Annotated in this window: 21 protein-coding genes; 9 read left to right on the forward strand and 12 right to left on the reverse strand. The window is 36.1% G+C overall.

Annotation, left to right across the window (positions count from 1 at the left end; all coding sequences use genetic code 11):
* Window positions 1-9: 9 nt before the first annotated feature.
* Window positions 10-933, forward strand: coding sequence for a MerR family transcriptional regulator (locus CES88_RS01160; RefSeq protein WP_290729839.1), 924 nt, complete (start codon window positions 10-12; stop codon window positions 931-933).
* A gap of 2 nt (window positions 934-935) precedes the next feature.
* Here the strand turns inward: CES88_RS01160 and CES88_RS01165 are convergent, their stop codons facing one another.
* Entirely contained in the window at window positions 936-1,631 is a 696-nt protein-coding gene (locus CES88_RS01165) for an arginyltransferase (protein WP_290729841.1), read from the reverse strand.
* 135 nt (window positions 1,632-1,766) lie between these two features.
* Here CES88_RS01165 and CES88_RS01170 point away from each other — a divergent pair, with 135 nt between their 5' ends.
* Complete coding sequence (locus CES88_RS01170) at window positions 1,767-2,114, forward strand: hypothetical protein (RefSeq protein WP_290729842.1); 348 nt, start codon at window positions 1,767-1,769, stop codon at window positions 2,112-2,114.
* Here the strand turns inward: CES88_RS01170 and CES88_RS01175 are convergent.
* The gene (locus CES88_RS01175) at window positions 2,107-2,667 is read right to left on the reverse strand and encodes a tRNA-uridine aminocarboxypropyltransferase (protein WP_290729844.1); all 561 of its coding nucleotides are present in this window, start codon (window positions 2,665-2,667) and stop codon (window positions 2,107-2,109) included. The genes CES88_RS01170 and CES88_RS01175 overlap by 8 nt on opposite strands.
* 258 nt (window positions 2,668-2,925) lie before the next feature.
* Between CES88_RS01175 and CES88_RS01180 the strand changes: the two genes are divergently transcribed.
* The gene (locus CES88_RS01180) at window positions 2,926-3,084 is read left to right on the forward strand and encodes a hypothetical protein (RefSeq protein ID WP_290729846.1); all 159 of its coding nucleotides are present in this window, start codon (window positions 2,926-2,928) and stop codon (window positions 3,082-3,084) included.
* A 6-nt stretch (window positions 3,085-3,090) separates the two neighbouring features.
* On the opposite strand, the gene CES88_RS01185 is transcribed toward CES88_RS01180, so the two are convergent.
* Complete coding sequence (locus CES88_RS01185) at window positions 3,091-3,567, reverse strand: hypothetical protein (RefSeq protein WP_290729848.1); 477 nt, start codon at window positions 3,565-3,567, stop codon at window positions 3,091-3,093.
* A complete protein-coding gene (locus CES88_RS01190) occupies window positions 3,557-4,405 on the reverse strand; it encodes an endonuclease (RefSeq protein WP_290729850.1) in 849 nt (282 codons plus the stop codon). Before CES88_RS01190 ends, CES88_RS01185 begins: the two co-directional genes overlap by 11 nt.
* Before the next feature lie 160 nt (window positions 4,406-4,565).
* Between CES88_RS01190 and CES88_RS01195 the strand changes: the two genes are divergently transcribed.
* Window positions 4,566-5,579, forward strand: a complete 1,014-nt coding sequence (locus CES88_RS01195) for a beta-ketoacyl-ACP synthase III (protein WP_290729852.1) — start codon at window positions 4,566-4,568, stop codon at window positions 5,577-5,579.
* Window positions 5,580-5,621: 42 nt separating this feature from the next.
* Here the strand turns inward: CES88_RS01195 and CES88_RS01200 are convergent, their stop codons facing one another.
* From CES88_RS01200 to CES88_RS01210, 3 genes are all read right to left on the reverse strand, one after another.
* The gene (locus tag CES88_RS01200) at window positions 5,622-6,236 is read right to left on the reverse strand and encodes a hypothetical protein (RefSeq protein WP_290729854.1); all 615 of its coding nucleotides are present in this window, start codon (window positions 6,234-6,236) and stop codon (window positions 5,622-5,624) included.
* Between the two features lie 145 nt (window positions 6,237-6,381).
* Window positions 6,382-7,419 carry an aldo/keto reductase gene (locus tag CES88_RS01205; protein WP_290729855.1) on the reverse strand — a complete coding sequence of 346 codons (1,038 nt, stop codon included), beginning with the start codon at window positions 7,417-7,419 and terminating at the stop codon, window positions 6,382-6,384.
* A gap of 7 nt (window positions 7,420-7,426) precedes the next feature.
* Window positions 7,427-8,122, reverse strand: a complete 696-nt coding sequence (locus CES88_RS01210) for a VC0807 family protein (protein ID WP_290729857.1) — start codon at window positions 8,120-8,122, stop codon at window positions 7,427-7,429.
* A 117-nt stretch (window positions 8,123-8,239) separates the two neighbouring features.
* Between CES88_RS01210 and CES88_RS01215 the strand changes: the two genes are divergently transcribed.
* Window positions 8,240-9,520 (forward strand): S8 family peptidase, encoded by a 1,281-nt coding sequence (locus CES88_RS01215; RefSeq protein ID WP_290729859.1) that lies wholly within the window; start codon window positions 8,240-8,242, stop codon window positions 9,518-9,520.
* A gap of 55 nt (window positions 9,521-9,575) precedes the next feature.
* On the opposite strand, the gene CES88_RS01220 is transcribed toward CES88_RS01215, so the two are convergent.
* Window positions 9,576-10,709: a hypothetical protein gene (locus tag CES88_RS01220; RefSeq protein WP_290729861.1), complete on the reverse strand. Its 1,134-nt coding sequence runs from the start codon at window positions 10,707-10,709 to the stop codon at window positions 9,576-9,578.
* A gap of 46 nt (window positions 10,710-10,755) precedes the next feature.
* On the opposite strand from CES88_RS01220, the gene CES88_RS01225 reads away from it, so the two are divergent.
* Window positions 10,756-11,187, forward strand: coding sequence for a group II truncated hemoglobin (locus CES88_RS01225; RefSeq protein WP_290729863.1), 432 nt, complete (start codon window positions 10,756-10,758; stop codon window positions 11,185-11,187).
* On the opposite strand, the gene CES88_RS01230 is transcribed toward CES88_RS01225, so the two are convergent.
* Window positions 11,175-11,636, reverse strand: coding sequence for a DUF309 domain-containing protein (locus CES88_RS01230; RefSeq protein WP_290729865.1), 462 nt, complete (start codon window positions 11,634-11,636; stop codon window positions 11,175-11,177). The two genes, CES88_RS01225 and CES88_RS01230, sit on opposite strands and share 13 nt — an antisense overlap.
* 2 nt (window positions 11,637-11,638) lie before the next feature.
* Complete coding sequence (locus CES88_RS01235) at window positions 11,639-12,409, reverse strand: 3'-5' exonuclease (protein WP_290729867.1); 771 nt, start codon at window positions 12,407-12,409, stop codon at window positions 11,639-11,641.
* 221 nt (window positions 12,410-12,630) lie between these two features.
* On the opposite strand from CES88_RS01235, the gene CES88_RS01240 reads away from it, so the two are divergent.
* The 3 genes from CES88_RS01240 to CES88_RS01250 all read left to right on the forward strand — a co-directional run bounded on the left by CES88_RS01240 (window position 12,631) and on the right by CES88_RS01250 (window position 15,767).
* On the forward strand, window positions 12,631-14,235 hold the full coding sequence (locus CES88_RS01240; protein ID WP_290729869.1) for a HAMP domain-containing sensor histidine kinase: 1,605 nt from the start codon (window positions 12,631-12,633) through the stop codon (window positions 14,233-14,235).
* Window positions 14,228-14,902: a response regulator transcription factor gene (locus CES88_RS01245; RefSeq protein WP_290729871.1), complete on the forward strand. Its 675-nt coding sequence runs from the start codon at window positions 14,228-14,230 to the stop codon at window positions 14,900-14,902. Before CES88_RS01240 ends, CES88_RS01245 begins: the two co-directional genes overlap by 8 nt.
* Window positions 14,903-14,975: 73 nt before the next feature.
* Window positions 14,976-15,767 (forward strand): thioredoxin domain-containing protein, encoded by a 792-nt coding sequence (locus CES88_RS01250; RefSeq protein WP_290729873.1) that lies wholly within the window; start codon window positions 14,976-14,978, stop codon window positions 15,765-15,767.
* Between the two features lie 36 nt (window positions 15,768-15,803).
* Here the strand turns inward: CES88_RS01250 and CES88_RS01255 are convergent, their stop codons facing one another.
* Together CES88_RS01255 and CES88_RS01260 are read right to left on the reverse strand one after the other, a co-directional pair.
* Window positions 15,804-16,847, reverse strand: coding sequence for an endonuclease (locus tag CES88_RS01255; RefSeq protein ID WP_290729875.1), 1,044 nt, complete (start codon window positions 16,845-16,847; stop codon window positions 15,804-15,806).
* 96 nt (window positions 16,848-16,943) lie between these two features.
* Complete coding sequence (locus CES88_RS01260; RefSeq protein ID WP_290729878.1) at window positions 16,944-18,269, reverse strand: MATE family efflux transporter; 1,326 nt, start codon at window positions 18,267-18,269, stop codon at window positions 16,944-16,946.
* Window positions 18,270-18,295 lie beyond the last annotated feature (26 nt).

Raw genomic sequence — 18,295 nt, forward strand, 5'->3', positions numbered from 1 at the left:
AAATAGGAAATGAGTAAGTATAATATAAAAATAGCCTCAAATTTATCTGGAATTGGAACTCACACTCTTAGAGCTTGGGAGAAGAGATATTTAGCAGTTGTCCCTGCGAGAAGTAGTACAGGAAGACGTTTGTATAGTGATGAGGACATTGAAAAGCTGCAAGTTCTAAGTGAATTATGTTCTCTTGGAAATAGTATTGGTTCGATAGCAAATAAGAATATTGTTGAATTAAAAGATATGCTTGGAAAACTTGGTAGAGTTAAGCAAAATATTAAGCCTGTGAAGTATAAAGTTAGCTCGTCTGTTGAGGTGAATAACTCTTTAAAGAAGTTACTTGAGGCGATTCAAAATTATCAAATAGAAGTTCTTTCAAAAGAGATAGGATATTTGAAAGGTTCTCTAAACTCACGAGATCTCGCCCTTAAGATTTTATCACCACTACTTTCTGAATTACGTCACAGAGTCGAATTGAAGAAACTTTCTGTGGCACAAGAGCACGCTCTTCTTGCTATGGTGAAGTTTCATGTGGGAGATATTATTTATGAGAGCTATGAAAACAAGAATAAGAATCCAAGTTCAATTTCAATAGCCGCTCCTAGTGGGGAGTTAGATGAATTTGATATTATTCTCTTTTCTTTATTATGTTCTCACTACGGAGTAAAATTCTTCTATCTTGGAGTTAACCTTCCTTTGGCCCCATTAGTTGAGGCGACTAATTCTCTAGAAGCAAATATTGTTCTTCTATCAATTAAGAGCGACTCTTCAAAGAAATATATAGAAGACCTCTTTAAGAAAATTGGAAAATCTAGAGAACTCTGGGTAAGTGGGGCGGAGCATATAAGTAAGACTTCGTTAGCTAGTGAAGAAAAGTTTAGATCCATTACTGATCTCTTTCATTTAGACACATGTCTAAAAGAATTGGGGCAAGTTTAGGCTTAGTTCTGCCATTTTTTTAAGGCCCAATTATAAAGCTGATGAGGCCTATACGATGCCTTGTAGGCCATAGAAGGGTTACTCGCTATATAGTAACCTAAATAGTAATAAGTGAAGCTATTGGATTTAGCATATTCAATTTCTTTAAGTGCACCAAAATTTCCAAGACTTCTATTTGAATATTCGGGATTAAAAGCAAAGTAGACACTACTAATACTAGTCTCTCCCTCATCAAGAATTCCCCAAGCGATGACTTTATTTTCTAAAGAGTAGGTTAGAATAAAACTTGAACACGACCTAGAAAAGAACCCATCAATGAAGTCCTCTCTACTTTCAATTGTATCTTTTGACTTTTGAAATCTCTCCGAGTGTTGGAGATAAATTTGATAATACTCTTCTTTAAAACTAAGAGGTTCTTTTAAAATTTCTAAATCAGAATTCTTCTTTAATATTTTTCTCTGTCTTTTACTAAAAGCAAAGTTGTCTGTGAGAACACGAAGAGGGAGGCACTTGGAACAATTTGCGCACTTGGGCCTAAAGAAATAAAGACCAAATTTTCTCCAACCATTTTCTAAAATTATATCTAATTCTTCTTTTTCTAAATTATTAGCGAAAAAGTATTCTTGAGTAAACTCCTCCCCATCAATGTAGGGACAAAGTGAAGGAGGAGAGAGGGCAGGTTCTTTTAATAAATACATACTTAATTATACTCATTTTGTCTGAAATAGATAAGCTGTGGACATTAATAGAATAACTTATTTTCCCTAATAATCTTCTAAAATTTAAGAGTGAAAAAGCCGTTAGTGTAGGGCGATAATTATCTTTGAGGATCTATGAATTCATTTTCTATTATATCTTACTTCTTTATCTTGTCTCTCTTTATTTCTTGTGTAAGAAAATCGCCAGTAGATACTTATGAAGTAGGGCAATGTTTTAAGGAGAGTCACTCTAATTATGCAAGTTACGTTAGCCAGGATGGACGTATTTATAGAATTGATGGTCTAACTGATAAAACATTAAAGGTTTCAATTTGGTATAGTCAGTATTGGCTCTATCAAGGAGAGAAGAAGGGGAATTACTTCATTAATAGAAGTAATCTTCTTTACGAAGAAACGAATTGTCCAGGTTCAAGAAAGAGCGCTAGTATTACTGATAAAATTCAAGGAATTAATCTTAGGTAGATAAAGACTTAAGGTTTTCAATAAACTTCTTAAACGAAGCTTCAAGTTCTTCTAATGTAATTTCTTTTTCAAATTCTTTAAGAGTATAAGTGACCGACTCTAGAGTACTAAGACCACCAGATTTTTGTTTTCTTATTTGTGAATAGAGAGATTCTTCATTGAGTTCGATACTTAAGTGATTAATTTCTTTTAAGAATGAATTCAATTGTAAAATCTTATAGGCCTTCTTCCATGTGCCATCAATGAAAATAAAATTCTTCGCTCTTGATTCACTCTTTGGAGACTCACTTACTTTTAGAGATGTTTCGCTTGGAAAGAGTAGGTAATTATCCATTTCAGTTTTTAAAACTTCAGAGCTTGAGAAGATTTCACCGTCTAATAATTTAATATTAGAAAGAGAGAGGGCAAGTAGGGCCGCGGTACCCTTGATATTCTTTATTTCAGATGGGTGGCGCAGAATTGTAATGAAATTCTTATTCACTATAGGGACAGCGTATTTACATATACACCCCCTAAGCGCTCTCTTACATCTATTACAATAGGCCCTAGTCATCTTAAATACTCACTTTCGTTAGCCATTATGAATAGAGCGATTTTGTCTAATTGTCTAGAATCTGATTAAATCTTACAATGGAAGTTGAGGAGCACTAACTATGTAAAATCAGTTAGATAAGTTTCAATGTATAAGATATGTTAATAGTTCTTACATTGACTTTAAGAGATACTACTGGTATTCTAAATATCTTTGATTGAGTTAAAGTTTTTGTAATTTGAGAACTCACAAAGAAAGTAGTTCTAACAAGGAGTGATTATGAGCTTAAAAGAAAGAATGAGACTGGAAGAAATCGAAAGTGACTCATTACTAAAGAAACCACAATGGCATGTGAAAGAAGAAGAAAATGAAGCTGATATTGCTCTCATTGCTGATGCAGCTTTAACGGAAGATAAGAAAGCTCCTCTGTGTAAATAGAGGAGATTATTTTAATTTAGATTTTACGCAATTAGTGAGTTTCTTATCGTTCCATTGGTAAGAGTTCTCACACTCACTAAGAATATTTTCTGTATAAGACTCACAAGTTTCAGTGCCATTAAATTTTGGATCTTTTCTCTTTTCCATGCAAAAGAACTTGAGGTTTTGATCAACTTCAATACGTTGCTCCTCTGGATTCGTAGGTATAATTGATGGTTTGGGTCTGGCCACTCTTGCTGGCTTTGCAGGTCTATAATACTTGCTAGGTTTAATATTTCTTATTCGAGTATTTCCCTTCTTCGTATCTTCCCAATTTTCAAGTCTAAGCTGTCTATAGCGCTCGAGAGCATTTTCTCTTTCGATTTCTTCAAAGCTCTTATTCGTTTCGCTAGAGTATCTCTTAGGAGCCAGTTCTGTAACTCCTGAAGAGCACGAAACCAGACTGAGGGTGATAAGTAGGAGTATGGTTTTATTAAAAGTCATAGATAGCATTTATTAAGTCAGGTTCATCTATAAAAGGATTTCTGTTCTTTTGAAATTCAAAAATAGCTTGGTTTCTCATTCTTTCTTCTTCGTCAACAGGGTCTTCTTCATTCCAAATTCTAAGATATTTCTCTTGGATTGAATCAATTGGCATTTTAAATCTGACGGAAAAATAGAACATAGCTCTTGCTACATTTCCTTTGTGATTTACTGGGGGTTCAAAGGACGTTACACCTGTTCCAATTGCAGTGCCTCTCATTGAAGCCGTACAATCATTATTCACTACTCTTCCATTAACTTCTGCAAACGGATGATTACTTCTAGAGCTATTGGCCCTATTATTTACTGGGTAGAGGTGATGAAGATCGGTTTTTTGGAGAGACTTACTTAGGTTAGGGTTGAACTTACTCTGTGGCCAGGTATGCTCACAATTCATAAAAGAAGCCGATGGAATTTTTCCTGGTCCAATCCCTTGTGCTCTTCCATAATTATTTTCACAGTAGAGATCTTTTACAAAGTATTGACCACGGCTATCTTTTCTTAAGTGAAGATTTCCAAAAAGTTCAATTCTTGCCTCTTTGTAACTAACGGTTCTCTTTTGCGAGTAGCACTTTTGATTCTTTTGGCACTTCTCTGTAATGAGATCTTTATTATTTGTTTTTACGTGAAAGTAGCTTAGGACCTTAAAGAGCTCATCTTTGATTTGATCAGAGTTCAACTTCTCGCTCTCAATTTTTTCAATGAGAGAGCTTGGGTAGTAATCGTAGTCTTTTAGCGCAGCAAAAGAGGTAAGATTAAAAAGAAAGGTTGAGCAAATTAATAAGCTTTTAAAATTCATTATCCATCCTTGGAATGATTCTTTTCTAAAGTCTAACAAAGCTTTTTCCTATGGCCAAGAAATTATCCTATTTATTTTCTTACATTTCTTTCTATTTGCACGAATCGATTGTCCTGTTATTATTAAGTTACTCTGTTTTTAAATAAAATAAGGAATGGCTATGGCATTTAATAGTAGAATTACGGGCGTTGGATCTTTTGTTCCACCAAAAATCTATACTAACCATGATTTAGAAAAGATGATGGATACTTCAGATGAGTGGATTATTCAAAGAACTGGAATCGAGCAAAGACACTGGGTGGATGAGAGTACATCGACTTCAGACCTAGCTCTTGAAGCTTCTAATATCGCTATTGCTGATGCGGGACTTAAGGCATCTGATATTGATATGATTGTCTTTGCAACGCTTAGTCCTGATCACGACTTCCCTGGAACAGGCTGTTTCTTACAAGCAAAATTAGGTATTCCCAATATTTGTGTTTTTGATGTTAGACAGCAGTGTACTGGTTTTCTCTACGGACTAAGTCTTGCGGATAAATTTGTGCAGTCAGGTAGTCATAAGAATATTCTAGTGGTTGGTGCAGAAGTTCATTCAAAAGGACTAGATAAGACTCCTAAAGGTAGAGCTGTCTCTGTACTCTTTGGAGATGGTGCCGGAGCTGTTGTTGTTTCAAGAACGGAAGTAAAAGATAAAAATAAAGACGCTCACGTGATGATTACTAATCTTCACGCAGATGGATCATACGCAAAAGAGCTTTGGGTTCCTGCTCCAGGTACTGCTGTGGGTCCTGATAGGATGAGCCATGGTTTAATTGATGAAGGTCTTCACTTCCCTGAAATGAATGGGAAAACAGTCTTCGTTCACGCGGTAAAGCGTATGGCCGAAACTCTGACTCAATCTTGCAAGGAAATGGGAGTGACTGTGAACGATATTGATCTCTTTCTCTTTCATCAAGCAAATTTAAGAATTAATTCTAAGGTTGCTGAAGTGTTACAAATTCCTGAGGAGAAAATTTACAATACAATTCAAAAGTATGGAAATACTACTGCCGCTACAATTCCTCTGGGAATGCATGACGCAATTAAAGAAGGAAAGCTAAAAGAGGGAATGCTGGTTGCTAGTGCTGCTTTTGGAAGTGGTTTTACTTGGGGTTCTGCTCTTTGGAGATACTAAGGGATTAGAGAACCTCTCCCTTGTGAAGAGGTTCTAGATTTCTTATAAACTTTTTTCTTCTGCGTAATCAAAGATATATTGTCTAAATGCTAGAATACTTTTGTGGTTTAAAAGATCAATTACATTATTAGTTGATGGGATCACATCATAAATTAAATGCTCCATTGAAAATTGAATTGTCTGCATTCCAATATAGAGATTAGTAAAGAAGTCGATATCTCCTCTTTGCCAAAATTGGATGAGTTCAGCTACATCTTGATGATTTTCACAGCAAGGGCAACCTGGACAAAGTCCTTTATTCTCTATGAAACTTAAGTGATGTTGTGTTTGCTCAGCAATCATTCTCTCTCGCTCATCTGAGTCATCAGCAAAACGGTCGATTAAAGGAATAGCAACATCATTATTCTCTTTAACAGCTATCAATAACTCTTCATAGAAGGTTGCGTAGAGCGAAGTGAAGATACAATCTTCCATTAGAAAGTAGAAGAGCTCTTCCTGACTACTTGCCGATGCTTTTAAATTATCATAGGCCTTCAGTGCTAGAGTGAAAGGGAAGTCGGGACTGCCTTCTAAGTCGTGAAAGTAATTTGCTAGTGAAACTGGTTCAGATTCAGGAGATGCTTTTGAATCTTTAAAAAATCTTTCAATCATTGACATGTGTACTATCCTTGTTACGCATACAATAAACTTATTTTAATTCATTTTCTAATATTTATCTAAAAAATAAATAAAATCTCTCTTCCTTGTCGGATAAATATCAATTTTTAATAGATTAAAAACTGACTAGGCAATTGTATCTCCTTTAGGGAGCGGGGTTTGAGAATTTTCGATGTACTTGATTGATTCGATCAAGTTCTTCCCAGCCTAATTGATGATTAACACTACTTATATTCTCACGGAGCTGATTCATATTAGTTGCTCCAATGATATTACTTGTTAGAAACGGTCTAGAGTTTACAAAGGAAAGGGCCAAAGTCGTAGGGCTAATTCCAAAGTCTTTTGCAATTTGTGCGTACATTTTAGTGGCCGCTAGAGACTCATCACTAGAGTATCTATTGTAATGAGGCCATTTCGTTATTCTGGCCTCCTCTGGAGAATTACCATCTAGATACTTTCCAGTAAGCATTCCAAAACCTAGTGGAGAGTAGGCAAGTAAGCCAATATTTTCTCTATGGCTAACTTCAGCTAGATTGATTTCATAAGTTCTATTTAAGAGGTTATAAGGATTTTGAATACTCTGCATTCTTGCAAGGCCTTCTTGTTCACTAAGCGAGAGATACTTCATCACTCCCCAAGAGGTCTCATTTGAGACACCTATCTCTCTAATCTTTCCATCTTTTTTTAAAGTAGTAAGGGCTTCAAGAATTTCTTCTAAAGGAACCATCTCTTCATTAGCATCATGAATATAATCTTTCTTTCCAAAGTAATTTGTATTTCTATCTGGCCAGTGAAGTTGGTAGAGGTCGATATAGTCTGTTCCAAGTCTTTCTAGAGAAGCATCGAGTGCCTTGATAATATGCTCTTTTTTTAATCTTGGACCACCTCTAATATGCTTCATAAATTCACCAGGGCCAACAACTTTTGAGGCCATGATAATCTTGTCTCTATTCTTTTTAAATAAATCCCAATTCCCTAGAATTTCTTCTGTCCTATGAACTGTTCTTGGCTTTGGAGGAATTGGGTACATTTCAGCCGTATCGTAGAAGTTAATTCCTTGATCGAAGGCATAGTCGAGCATTTCAAAAGCTTCTGTTTCTGTATTTTGTTCACCATAAGTCATAGTTCCCATACAAATTAAGCTGACATCAATATCTGTATTTCCAAGTTTTTTAAATTTCATAAATTCCTTACTGTCTTAAGATAGATTCAATCTCTAAATCAGTATTCTTTTTAATAGTCATTACTAAGTAGCCAATAATGAGACCCACCATAATAACCATTGGTACTGATATGACTGGGAAACTAAGAGCAGTCATCTTTCCTAGGCTCTCGTTGAATTCTACTGTTCCCGGCTCACCAACTAAGATCTTAATAGCGAGTATATAATTTAAAAGGGCCGAAATAAAGAATGTCCCACCGAGACAAAGTGAAGCAACTTTTAAATTCTTTTCAAAGAGACCAACATGGCCATGATCTTTGAAAGACTTATCAATGAGATCGATATCAATCATCTGACCTAAGAAAGTTTTCACAAGTGGTTTGGTCGTAAACTGACTAATTATCACGGCTATTCCCATTAGAAGTGGAATTCCTGTCTCTTTTGCAACCATCCAATCTCTATTTAGATTGAAGAGTCCAATGCCGCCAGTCATGATAACTGAGAAAAGTCCTAGGGCGGAGAAGAAGTTAATTTTTCTTTGCTTAAAGTAGTCGTAAGCCCCATAACCAATAGGGAAACTCAGTGCGAGTATCAAGCTATAAACTTGTCCTAAATGTTGATCTGAACTAAATTTAGTAAGGATTACTGAGGGAATAATCACATTTAGAGCAATGTTTAAAAAGGAGTTTTCCTGTTTCTTCTTTGGCGCAGTTTCAGCGTTCATCTTATTCCTTATTTTAAAGATAACAAAATCTTACAGACTTTTTTTTACCTTGTCAGATGATTTTGTGTCTGGAAAAGTATAAATACGGAAATTTATTTAACTATCAAGGATGATGTTATGAAAAAAGTTATTTTATCGTGCGCTCTTGCACTGACATTTGGCACTGCCGCCGCTTCTCAAGACTTCAATGGATATATTGTAAAGTTTAAGAAAGGTTCTAATCTTTTAGAGCAAAAATCTTTTAAATCAATTGGAAATTTTGAAAAATTAAGCCTTTCATTTGGTGATTTCGCCAAGCTAACAAATGTTAACCTTTCAAATAAAGCTATTTCTGAGCTAGCTAATAACCCAGAGATTGAATACGTTGAGCCAAATTGGATTATTAAAGTTGACCCAGTTGATAATTCTGAAGTTGCCGCAGATCCTAAGTATTCTCAGCAGTGGGGACTTATTAACACAGGTAAGAATTCTGGTGGTTGGTTTTCTCCTGGAAAAGCAGGTGAAGATGTTAATGCTGAAAAGGCATGGGAAATTACTAAGGGTAGTAAAGATATTATCGTAGCAGTTATTGATACTGGAATTGATTATCGTCACCCAGACTTAAAAGAAAATCTTTGGACTAACGATGCTGAGTTAAATGGTATTGAAGGTGTTGATGATGATGGGAACGGATACGTCGATGATATTTATGGGTATGACTTTGCAAATAATGATGCTGATCCTGTAGATGGGCATAGCCACGGTACTCATTGTGCTGGTGTTATTGGAGCTTCACATAACTCAATTGGTGTAAAAGGTGTTATGGCCAATGTTAAGCTTATGGGAATTAAATTCTTAAGTGATAGTGGTTCAGGAGAAACTATTGGTGCGATCAAGTCAATTGAGTACGCAACTAAGATGGGTGCACATATTACTTCAAACTCTTGGGGTGGTGGAGCTAAGTCAGAAGCATTAAAAGAGGCTATTCAAGCTGCTTATGATGCAGGAACTATGTTTGTTGCAGCTGCTGGAAATTCAAGAGCAGATAATGATGCAAAACCAAGTTACCCAGCATCTTACGCTGTTGATGGTATTGTTACTGTTGGAGCGATGGATGGAAAGGGAAATAGATCGAGCTTTTCAAACTACGGTAAGACAAGTGTTCACGTATTTGCTCCAGGATCGAATATTCTTTCAACTGTAAAGAATGGTTCTTATAAGAAAATGTCAGGGACTTCAATGGCAACTCCATTTGTATCTGGTGTTCTAGGGCTTTTACTTGCGAATGAGCCAGGGATTACAATTAAAGAAGCAAAAGAGAGACTAATGGAATCAACAGTTTTAAATAGCTCCCTTTCAAATTATGCAGCTTCTGGAAGAGTTGATGCTTATAGAATGCTAATGAACGAAAGAAATTAGTAGAAATTACATCCACATATTTACACAAGAAAAGGGGAGCGATTGCTCCCTTTTTTTATTTTAACTTCTCTAGCGAATGATTAATTATCCAGAACATCGGGTTCTTCTTTGTATAAACCCCATGACCAAAGATTGTAAGGAAAGAATTTGGAATCTTTGAATTGTCTTTAAAATCTACTAAGAAATGTTCCCCATGATCATGTAGTCTCTTTTTAAATTTAATATTTCTTTGCAGAAGCTTTACATCACTTCCTGTTCCTAAGATTAAATCGAGTTCTTCATTTAGAATTTGATCATCTCTAACAGGACTCTTTGAATCACTACCAGCGACTGCCCACTGTTGAATATAGTCACCACTTCTAGTTGTGATTGAGCTTGTGAGTCCTCCACCAATTGGAATCGTTCCTCTATGATTTATAAAGTGGAGAAGCTTTGCCTTTGGGAAACTACTTGTATTCCACGGATATCTTACAGGGGTTCCTAAGGTTACAAAATCAAACCTTCTCTTCTTGCAGGCCATAATTAATTCTTCCATTTCCTTAGGCTGAATTTCGCTCTTATAAAGGAGAGACTTTAATTGTAGACCTAGAGGGCTTTTTGAACAGAGTTGACTCATTAGTGTAAAGAGTTGACCTGCGTGTGAGTGCCCATAGAGAAGAACTCTCTCTCCTTCTCTTGTTTGAAGAGCTATAGAATTCATAAGCTGAATGGCGCCTCGAAGTCTTGCGATATGATGATTAGAAGAAGACCAAGTGAAGTTTGAAAACTCTACGCCATCTGGGCAAATCTCTTTTAATCGAAGAATTAAATTTGGATGAAAATTTCCAAGTTCTCTTACTATTAAGTTTTGACCACTTTTAATTTGAAGTTTAACTCTCTCTATAATAGTGCCCGAAAGACTTGGAAAGGCCCTTTCTATGAAGGAGAGTATATCAAAGGGATCATCTCCAACAAAGGTTCCATGGATAAAGTAAATATGATTAACTCTTAGTCTTTCTATGTGGGCCTTTATTTCTAAGTTTTGAGTTTCAGTGTATTCAAATTTTTCAAAGTGGTAGGAAGTTGTTTTTGGAATAGTTGAGCTATAATCTAGCTCAATAGATTTCTTCTTTTCACCAATGATCCACTGGATAAAGAGTAGAATAGAGAAGAGAATATGTAAGAAAGTAATTATTATCAAAAGGATCATAGGGCAAATTATAGCTAATATTTACTCAATGTGATAGAAGAGGCACATGTTTAAGAAGATTTTTCAAAATATATTTCCAAAGAAGCTCAAGGAAGAAGATATAACTGCTTATCTACTCATTGGGGAAGAGAAAGGGATTGATAAATTGGTAGAGAAATTCTACTACTACATGGATCATCTACCCGAAGCAAAGAATTGTAGAGATCTTCACGGCAAGAGCTTGGAAGGTTCTAAGCAGAAACTCAAAATGTTTCTCTCTGGTTGGTTCGGTGGTCCATCTCTCTATATTGAAAAGTATGGTCATCCGAGAATGAGAGCTAGGCATTTACCATTTGCTATTTCTTCTACGGAGAGAGAGGAGTGGCTCTTGTGTATGAGAAAATCGATGGATGATTTAAAGCTTAATAAAGATTTTGATGGCTACTTATGGAATAGCTTTACAAGCTTTGCTGAACATATGAGAAATCAAGATAGGTAGAGTTTTATCTCTACAAATTTTTCTTCTTTCCACAGATAACAAACTTCAATGAGCTCTTTCGGAGTGATTCCAAGAAAGAGATCTTTTTCAAGTAAAGGTGTGAAGAGTTCAATCGCTCTATCTAGATGTCCTAGAAAAGCTTCGTTGGAACCAAGTCTATACTTTAAAGCTCCTGCGCTCATTTTTATTAAAGCTTTGCAGAAATCTGCTTCAATACCAACTCTATTATGAGCATTCCAGATCGCTTCTAGGTATACATGGGCTTCCCAGTAATATTGATGATTCATTAAATCAATAGAGTAGAGGTAGTCTTGATTTTCTTTTTTTAGATGAGTTGAAACTATTTCAGGTTGGCCGAAGAAGTGACCACCTTTTTTATTTGGGTGTGTATTTAAACCAGGAGTGAAAGCGTAGCTAGGGAAGCTACGCTCTGGTATATAGCGATTCATTATTATTCAACAAACCAATCAAATTCGTATCCAAGTTTTCCTTCTTCGATAAGAAGTCTATGGACAAATTTAGACCAAGTTTTATTTGATGGGTTCCAAGAGAATCTAGCTCTTGAAACTTTACTCTTCACTTTATTAAAGTCATCAACATCTTTTTGATTCTTCCAATTAGGAGCTTGGAGGTCCGCTATGATTCTTACTTTCGGAGAGCTTGCAAGTGCTGCGATTCTTTCAAAGTCATAGTGGGATGCAATCTTTAGCATAGAGAGAACATCTGTGACCGCTCTATGTGGAAAAGGATTTATAAACCCATGAGCATGCTCTAGGGCTGAGAGAGAGTTCGCAATAATTCTCTTTGGAAATTCAATATCAGTTTTAGAGTCAATCCACTTCATTTCAGGAAAAGGAACTTTAAATCTTTCAAAGAGTGCTCTTAGCATTGGGATGTCATAATTTGGACCGTTGTGGGCCATGATGAAATCTGCTTTCTTCATAATGATGGAAAGTCTTTCAAGGCCCATCTTTATTTCTTCACCCTTGAGTCCGTACTTGATTAACATAATATCATTAATGCCTGTGAGTTCTTCGATTTCATCGGAAATTGGAAGCCTGTCTTCTTCATGAATTAGTTCAGAATAGATCTTAATTGGCTGATTGAATTCAGTGTCCCAAAGAACTGCGCCGATTTCAGTCACTCTATCTTTTGCTAGATTGACCCCATTTTCTACGAGGTTCTCATTCATTCCTTCTAAATCAATTCCAAGAATTAGCATTTCTGTCCTTTATATATAATGATAACAATGAGTTGAAGTTATATCGGCCGTATCACCTCTTTACAATTGTCTTTTACAAGAGATGGGGCTTATTCGTTTAATTATTGCTATTTAGCAAGATAAGACTTTGAAATTATGGATTATTTATCCTAGTATAATGACTAAAAATTGACCTTTAGCCGACATAAGAAAATACTTAATAAGATAATTTAAGACAGAGAATGAAATTATACTTAGTCCTTATATTTACAGCAATCTCCATGGCCTTTGCTACAGGCTATGTGTCTCTACTTTTAAAAGGGACTTATACTTCAACACCTGAAGACGAAGAAAATATCACTAGATTGAAATTAAATTTTCAAAAGTCAGTTGCACCAAAATCAATCATTAACTTTAATTCTCTCTATTATTCCCCAGAGCAATTTCAACTTATCGATCCTATTTATACTCTGCCTGAGCCTGGCTCAGATAAGAGTGTTCAGTATTTTTCAAGTCGTGGGTGTTTTACAGGCCTGAAGTCTCTTCTAAGCCGTATGAATTTTGAGAAAGTTTGGGTTTGGGAAGAGTACCGCTGCGGAAAAATAACTAATATCAATGACAGCTTCTTTAGAGAAGCCCCTTATATGCATCCGAGTGGAAAGAGTTATGCTTATCTGGCCTATCTCTTAAATAAGAATCATAAGAATAATCGAGATTGGGTTCTAAGCAATCTTCCATACTTTCATGTTACAGAACTTTCGCTGATCACTAAATCAATAGGTGATCTTGGTGGAAAGTTTGCGATGCTAGCAAAACTTGATACAGATTCCCTTCGAAAAGTTTCAAGAGGGAGAGGAACAATTCTGACTGAAGATTTCCTCCTCGCAAGAATCACTTACCCCTCTTTCTTTTCTATTTTAGAGTATAGGTTTTATTCAAGAGACGATCTTGAAAGTTTTCTAAAAGACTCACCTTACTTTCTTCATAATCATAGGTTTGGAAGAAGTTGTTTTTATCAGGATGGGCAGCTTTGTTGGGAGTACAGAGTCGGTCATATTCTCACTATTGCCAATAAGGGAACGATTATTTTCTTATTTGGTTTAGTTCTCATTTGTGTGATTGTTGTAAGACTCTTAATTATTAGGTTGCAAAATCAAAAGCATGAGGATGAGAAGAGACGGCTTGCTCTAAGAGTGCTTGGACATGAATTTAGAACGCCAATTACTAGTATGCTACTCCTTATGGAGAAGCTGAATAAGAAATATGACTCTATGGAAGATGAAGTTCAAGAAACATTTCTTCGGATGTCTAATGAAGTTTATCGACTCCAGAGACTAACTGAAACATCTAGACACTACTTAAAGGCAAATAAAGGGAAGAAGCTAATTCATTTAAACTGCGAAGAAGTTGGATCAATGAATGAGTTTCTCTATGAAATAGCCCTTCCTTTCATTGATGAACACGGCGATGATATGGTTTTAAATTTGCCGGTGGAAGATAAGAGTTTTAATTTAGATTCTTATTGGACACAAATTGTCTTAAAGAATTTAATTGGTAATGCTTTCTTTCATGGAAAGGCTCCAGTTGAAGTTAGAGTTGAATATATTAAAGATGCTGTAGAAGTTTGTGTCATTGATAACGGAGAATGTCAGTTTCATTCCTTCGACGAAATGTCAGAAGAATTTGCTAAAGGAAATAAGAGTTCAGGGACTGGGCTTGGATTAAATATTGTAAAACAAGTTGTTAAAGAAATGGGGGGAGAGATTAGCTTCTTTTCAAATCCTACAACTTTCCGTGTTGTCTTAAAGAAGAGACGTCCTCAAAAGGAAAAGGTGAATCATGAGTAAAGTTTTACTAGTTGAAGATGATGATAGTTTAGGGTCTTCTCTTCAGAGTTATTTAACAGGAGAGGGACACGAAGTTGTGTGGGCCCAATCTCTTACAATGGCGAGAGAGCTTAAGGGCGACGAAGAAATTATTATTCTCGATTGGATGCTACCAGATGGTCAGGGAGTAGATTTCTTAAAAGAGCTAAGAGAAGCAGAAGTAAGTAAGCCTGTGATTATGCTAACTGCTAGAACTGATTTAATCGATAAAGTTATTGGCCTTGAAGCTGGTGCAAATGATTATATGACAAAGCCATTTGAGCCAAGAGAGTTGATAGCTAGAATTCGTGTGCAATTAAGAGATCATCACAAGAAAGATCACGACTCAAATGATGGCATAATGACACGAGGAGAGCTTGTTATTAATCAAAATGAACGTGAGATTCGTTGGCACGACGAAGTTATAGAATTTACAAAAATGGAATTTGATTTTCTCTCTCTGCTTGCTGAGAGTCCAAATAGGGCCTTCTCTAGAGAGGAAATTTTAAATAAAGTTTGGGGTTATGAGAATTACCCATCAACTCGAACAGTTGATACTCACGTTCTTCAAATTAGACAGAAGTTAAGCGATGAGCTTATTGAAACTGTTAGAGGTATTGGATACCGCTTTAGGTTTAATGACAATTAACTGAGAATTTACATCAATTTGACATAACAAAAATTTCCTGTGGTTTAATAAATCTAAGCCACAGGGGAAAACTATGAAAAAACAATTAATACTTTTAACTCCACTCCTTCTCTTTGCCTCGTGTACAACACAAGAGAGATTCGAAGCAAGACTTGAGAAAACTCTTGTGGATAAGCCTGAAATACTCACTCGTATCATTGAAAAAAATCCAGATCAATTTGTTATAGCTTTTCAAAATGCCGTCAAGCAAGGGCAGCAGAAAATTGTAGAGCAAAGAAAATTAGATGAAGAAATTCAGCTAAAAAAGGCCCTCGATAATCCATTTAGACCTACTATTCGAAAAGATGAACTTATTCGAGGAACGAAAGGAGCTCCGATTACGATTGTTGAATACAGTGATTTTGAGTGTCCATATTGCTCTAGAGGGTTTACTACTGTTAAAGCATTGTTAAAGAAGTACGATGGGAAAATTCAATTTATTTATAAACATCTTCCTCTAAGTTTTCATCAAAATGCATTAGCCGCATCTAAGTACTACGAAGCGATAAGACTTCAAAGTGAGGATATGGCCGTTCGTTTTCATGATTCCTTATTCACAAATCAAAGTAAGTTAAAGAGCGGGGAAAAGTTCTTAAAGTCCTTAAGCAAGAAACTTGGGGCAGATATGACAAGGTTAAGTAGAGATCTAGATTCTGAAGCTGTTAAGCTTAGAATTGCAGAGGATCTTGCTGAGGCTTCTCGATTTGGAATGGAGGGGACTCCTGGTTTTCTCCTCAATGGAGTTCCAATTCGAGGAGCCTATCCTGTTGAGCATTTTGATTCAATAATTTCAAAGTTGATAAAAAAAGGAAGCTTGAAGATATAGTGTCCGAATACAGAAGTACTCGGACATAGCATTTAATTAGAAGTCGCTAACTAGGTCAACAAGTTCAGGGTAATCCACGAATGGATTTCTATTGTGTTGAACAGAGAAGACTTCATCATTTCTCTTTCTCTCTTCATCACTTACTGGGTCTAGCTTGTGCCACTCTCTTAGAACATTCTCTTGCTCAGTATCAATATTCATAACTTCAGGCTTCTTATAATTGAAGTATCTAGCAGACATGTAGAACATTGCTCTAGCAATATCACCTTTTACCTCATCAGGGGCCTCTATGTAGTTCTTGTTATTCTTTGTAAAAACAAGAGCGTCAGATGTGTCGCAGTACTGCGAGAAATCATTTGTAATGGTTGCATCTGGTGTTACATTTCCAAATGGATAATTCCATCTCTCTTGATTTGTCTTAACAAAAGAAGGTGAGAGGTTATGAAGATCAGAAAGCTTTAAATTGTAGAAGTCAGAGTCTTTCACTTCTTCAAATTTACTTCTTGGCCAAATATGTTCAGCGTTGATTGTATTGTAGTCAGGTCTCTTCATCACGCCAATCGAGTACTGTGGATTCGCCAGATCATTTGTTGTAAAAACTTTTTGGCAGTAAAGAGTATCAAGAGCGTATTCTCCAGCATCATTTTTAAAGAGATGAATTTTTCCGTAGAGATATGTTCTCGCTCTTTGATAGTCTCTATAAGTATCAAAGTCATGTGAGTAGCAGCTCTCTGATTCTGGAGCATTATTTGGACATCTGTCAGTAGTATCTCTTTTTCCCTGAACTCTTGTGTGTTCCCACTTTAGAACCTTATTTAATTCTGACTTTAGATTTTGTAGGTCTTTAGCCGTAATTGAAGATGGGTTTGAAAGTTTGGATAAGTACTTCGCGTGAATATTATCATTATAGTAATCAGATGGATTATCATGAGCAGTGATTAAGATGACTTCCTTCAGATTTTGATTTCCTGTTTGGTTAAAAGTTCCTGAGTTTCCAGAATTTGGAGAGTCAAAGGTATGTTTATCTGCGCACGAACCTAATAGAGTGAGCGCTAAAATGAGTATGAGTGATTGTTTCATTTCTTCCCCTAGAGTTTTTTGAAAAAGTAAAACACTTCATATAAAGAGTCTAGGGAGCATGTAAGTGTTACCTAACAAGATTCTGTTAGAGTCGAGTTAGGCGATAGGAACAAGAGACGACTTAACTAGTCGAAACTTAAAGAAGAATACGCAGCTTAACCCTACTGACATTATGGTTAGACCAATGGCAAGTCCGGCCCAGAGTCCAGCAGCTTCCATTCCTTTAGCTGTGGCTAGCCAGTAGCCTATTGGAATTCCTACACACCAGTTAAAAATAAGTGAGAGTATCATCGGATGCTTAGTTTCCTCTAGTCCTCTTAATATTCCCCAAAGGGTCACCTGGATTCCATCTGGTATTTGAAAAAGTCCAACGTAGAGAAGAAGTCCAGCGCTATAGCTTATAAGTTCTGGATCATCAGTGGCAAATCTTACGAGAATATTTGGAAGGGATAAGTACATAATACATGTTCCAATCATAATGATTGCAACCATAATAATTGATGAAAGTGAGTAGCGAAGGATTCCTTGTTGATTTCCAGCCCCGTATTCTTTGCCGACTTTTACCGATGCAGCACTGGAGATGGCAAGTGGAATCATGAAGGTACAGCTTGCGAGGTTTATGACAATATTGTGAGAAGCTGAAGCAATAATAGACATCTTCCCAATGAGAACTGTTACCGCCGAGAACATGAGAACTTCACTTAGTGTTCCAAGTCCAATAGGAATTCCAAATTTATAAATTCTTTTAAAGAGAATTTTATTAAAACTCCAATCTATTTCAAACTTTGATTTGGCGTAGAAGAATAATGCCACAAACATTAGTGTTCTTGAAATCAGTGTTGCTAGAGCAGCTCCTTTGATTCCCATTTCTGGTAAGCCAAATTCACCAAAGATAAAAATATAGTTCATGAGAATATTAACAACATTAAAAAAGAGAATGAGAAAGTTTGAGAAAATATTTTTGTCCCACGCTTGAAGATATTCCTTAGAGATTTGAAAGAGAATTGCAGGAATAACACTTGGTCCAGCAATTAAGATATAGTCCATAATCAGCGGAGAAATATTTGGGTTGAAGTTAAATACTGGGAGGGCAAGTATAAGTCCTCCGATAGCGCAGAGAACGACTACGCTTATTGCAAGCATTAAGTAGTGTGCATTTGCAAAGAGGGAGTTGTCTTTTTCTTTCTTTCCTCTAAATTGACTTGAGAGAGGGCCTACTGCGAAAGTTATTCCAAGTCCAAACATGAGTAGAGGAGCAAGGAGTCCGTTGGCCACCCCAAGGGCCGCCACTACATCATTAGAGTAGCGCCCAGCAACCACAATATCTCCAATTCCAAACAGCATTTGACCAATTTGTCCTGCTATTAAGGGAATAGAGAAGATGAAAATCTCTTTTATAGTTGCGAAGTAGCTCTTTTTCATGAAAATCGTTTATCAGTAGAGTTGTT

Source organism: Halobacteriovorax sp. JY17 (assembly GCF_002753895.1).
Classification (GTDB): Bacteria; Bdellovibrionota; Bacteriovoracia; order Bacteriovoracales; family Bacteriovoracaceae; genus Halobacteriovorax.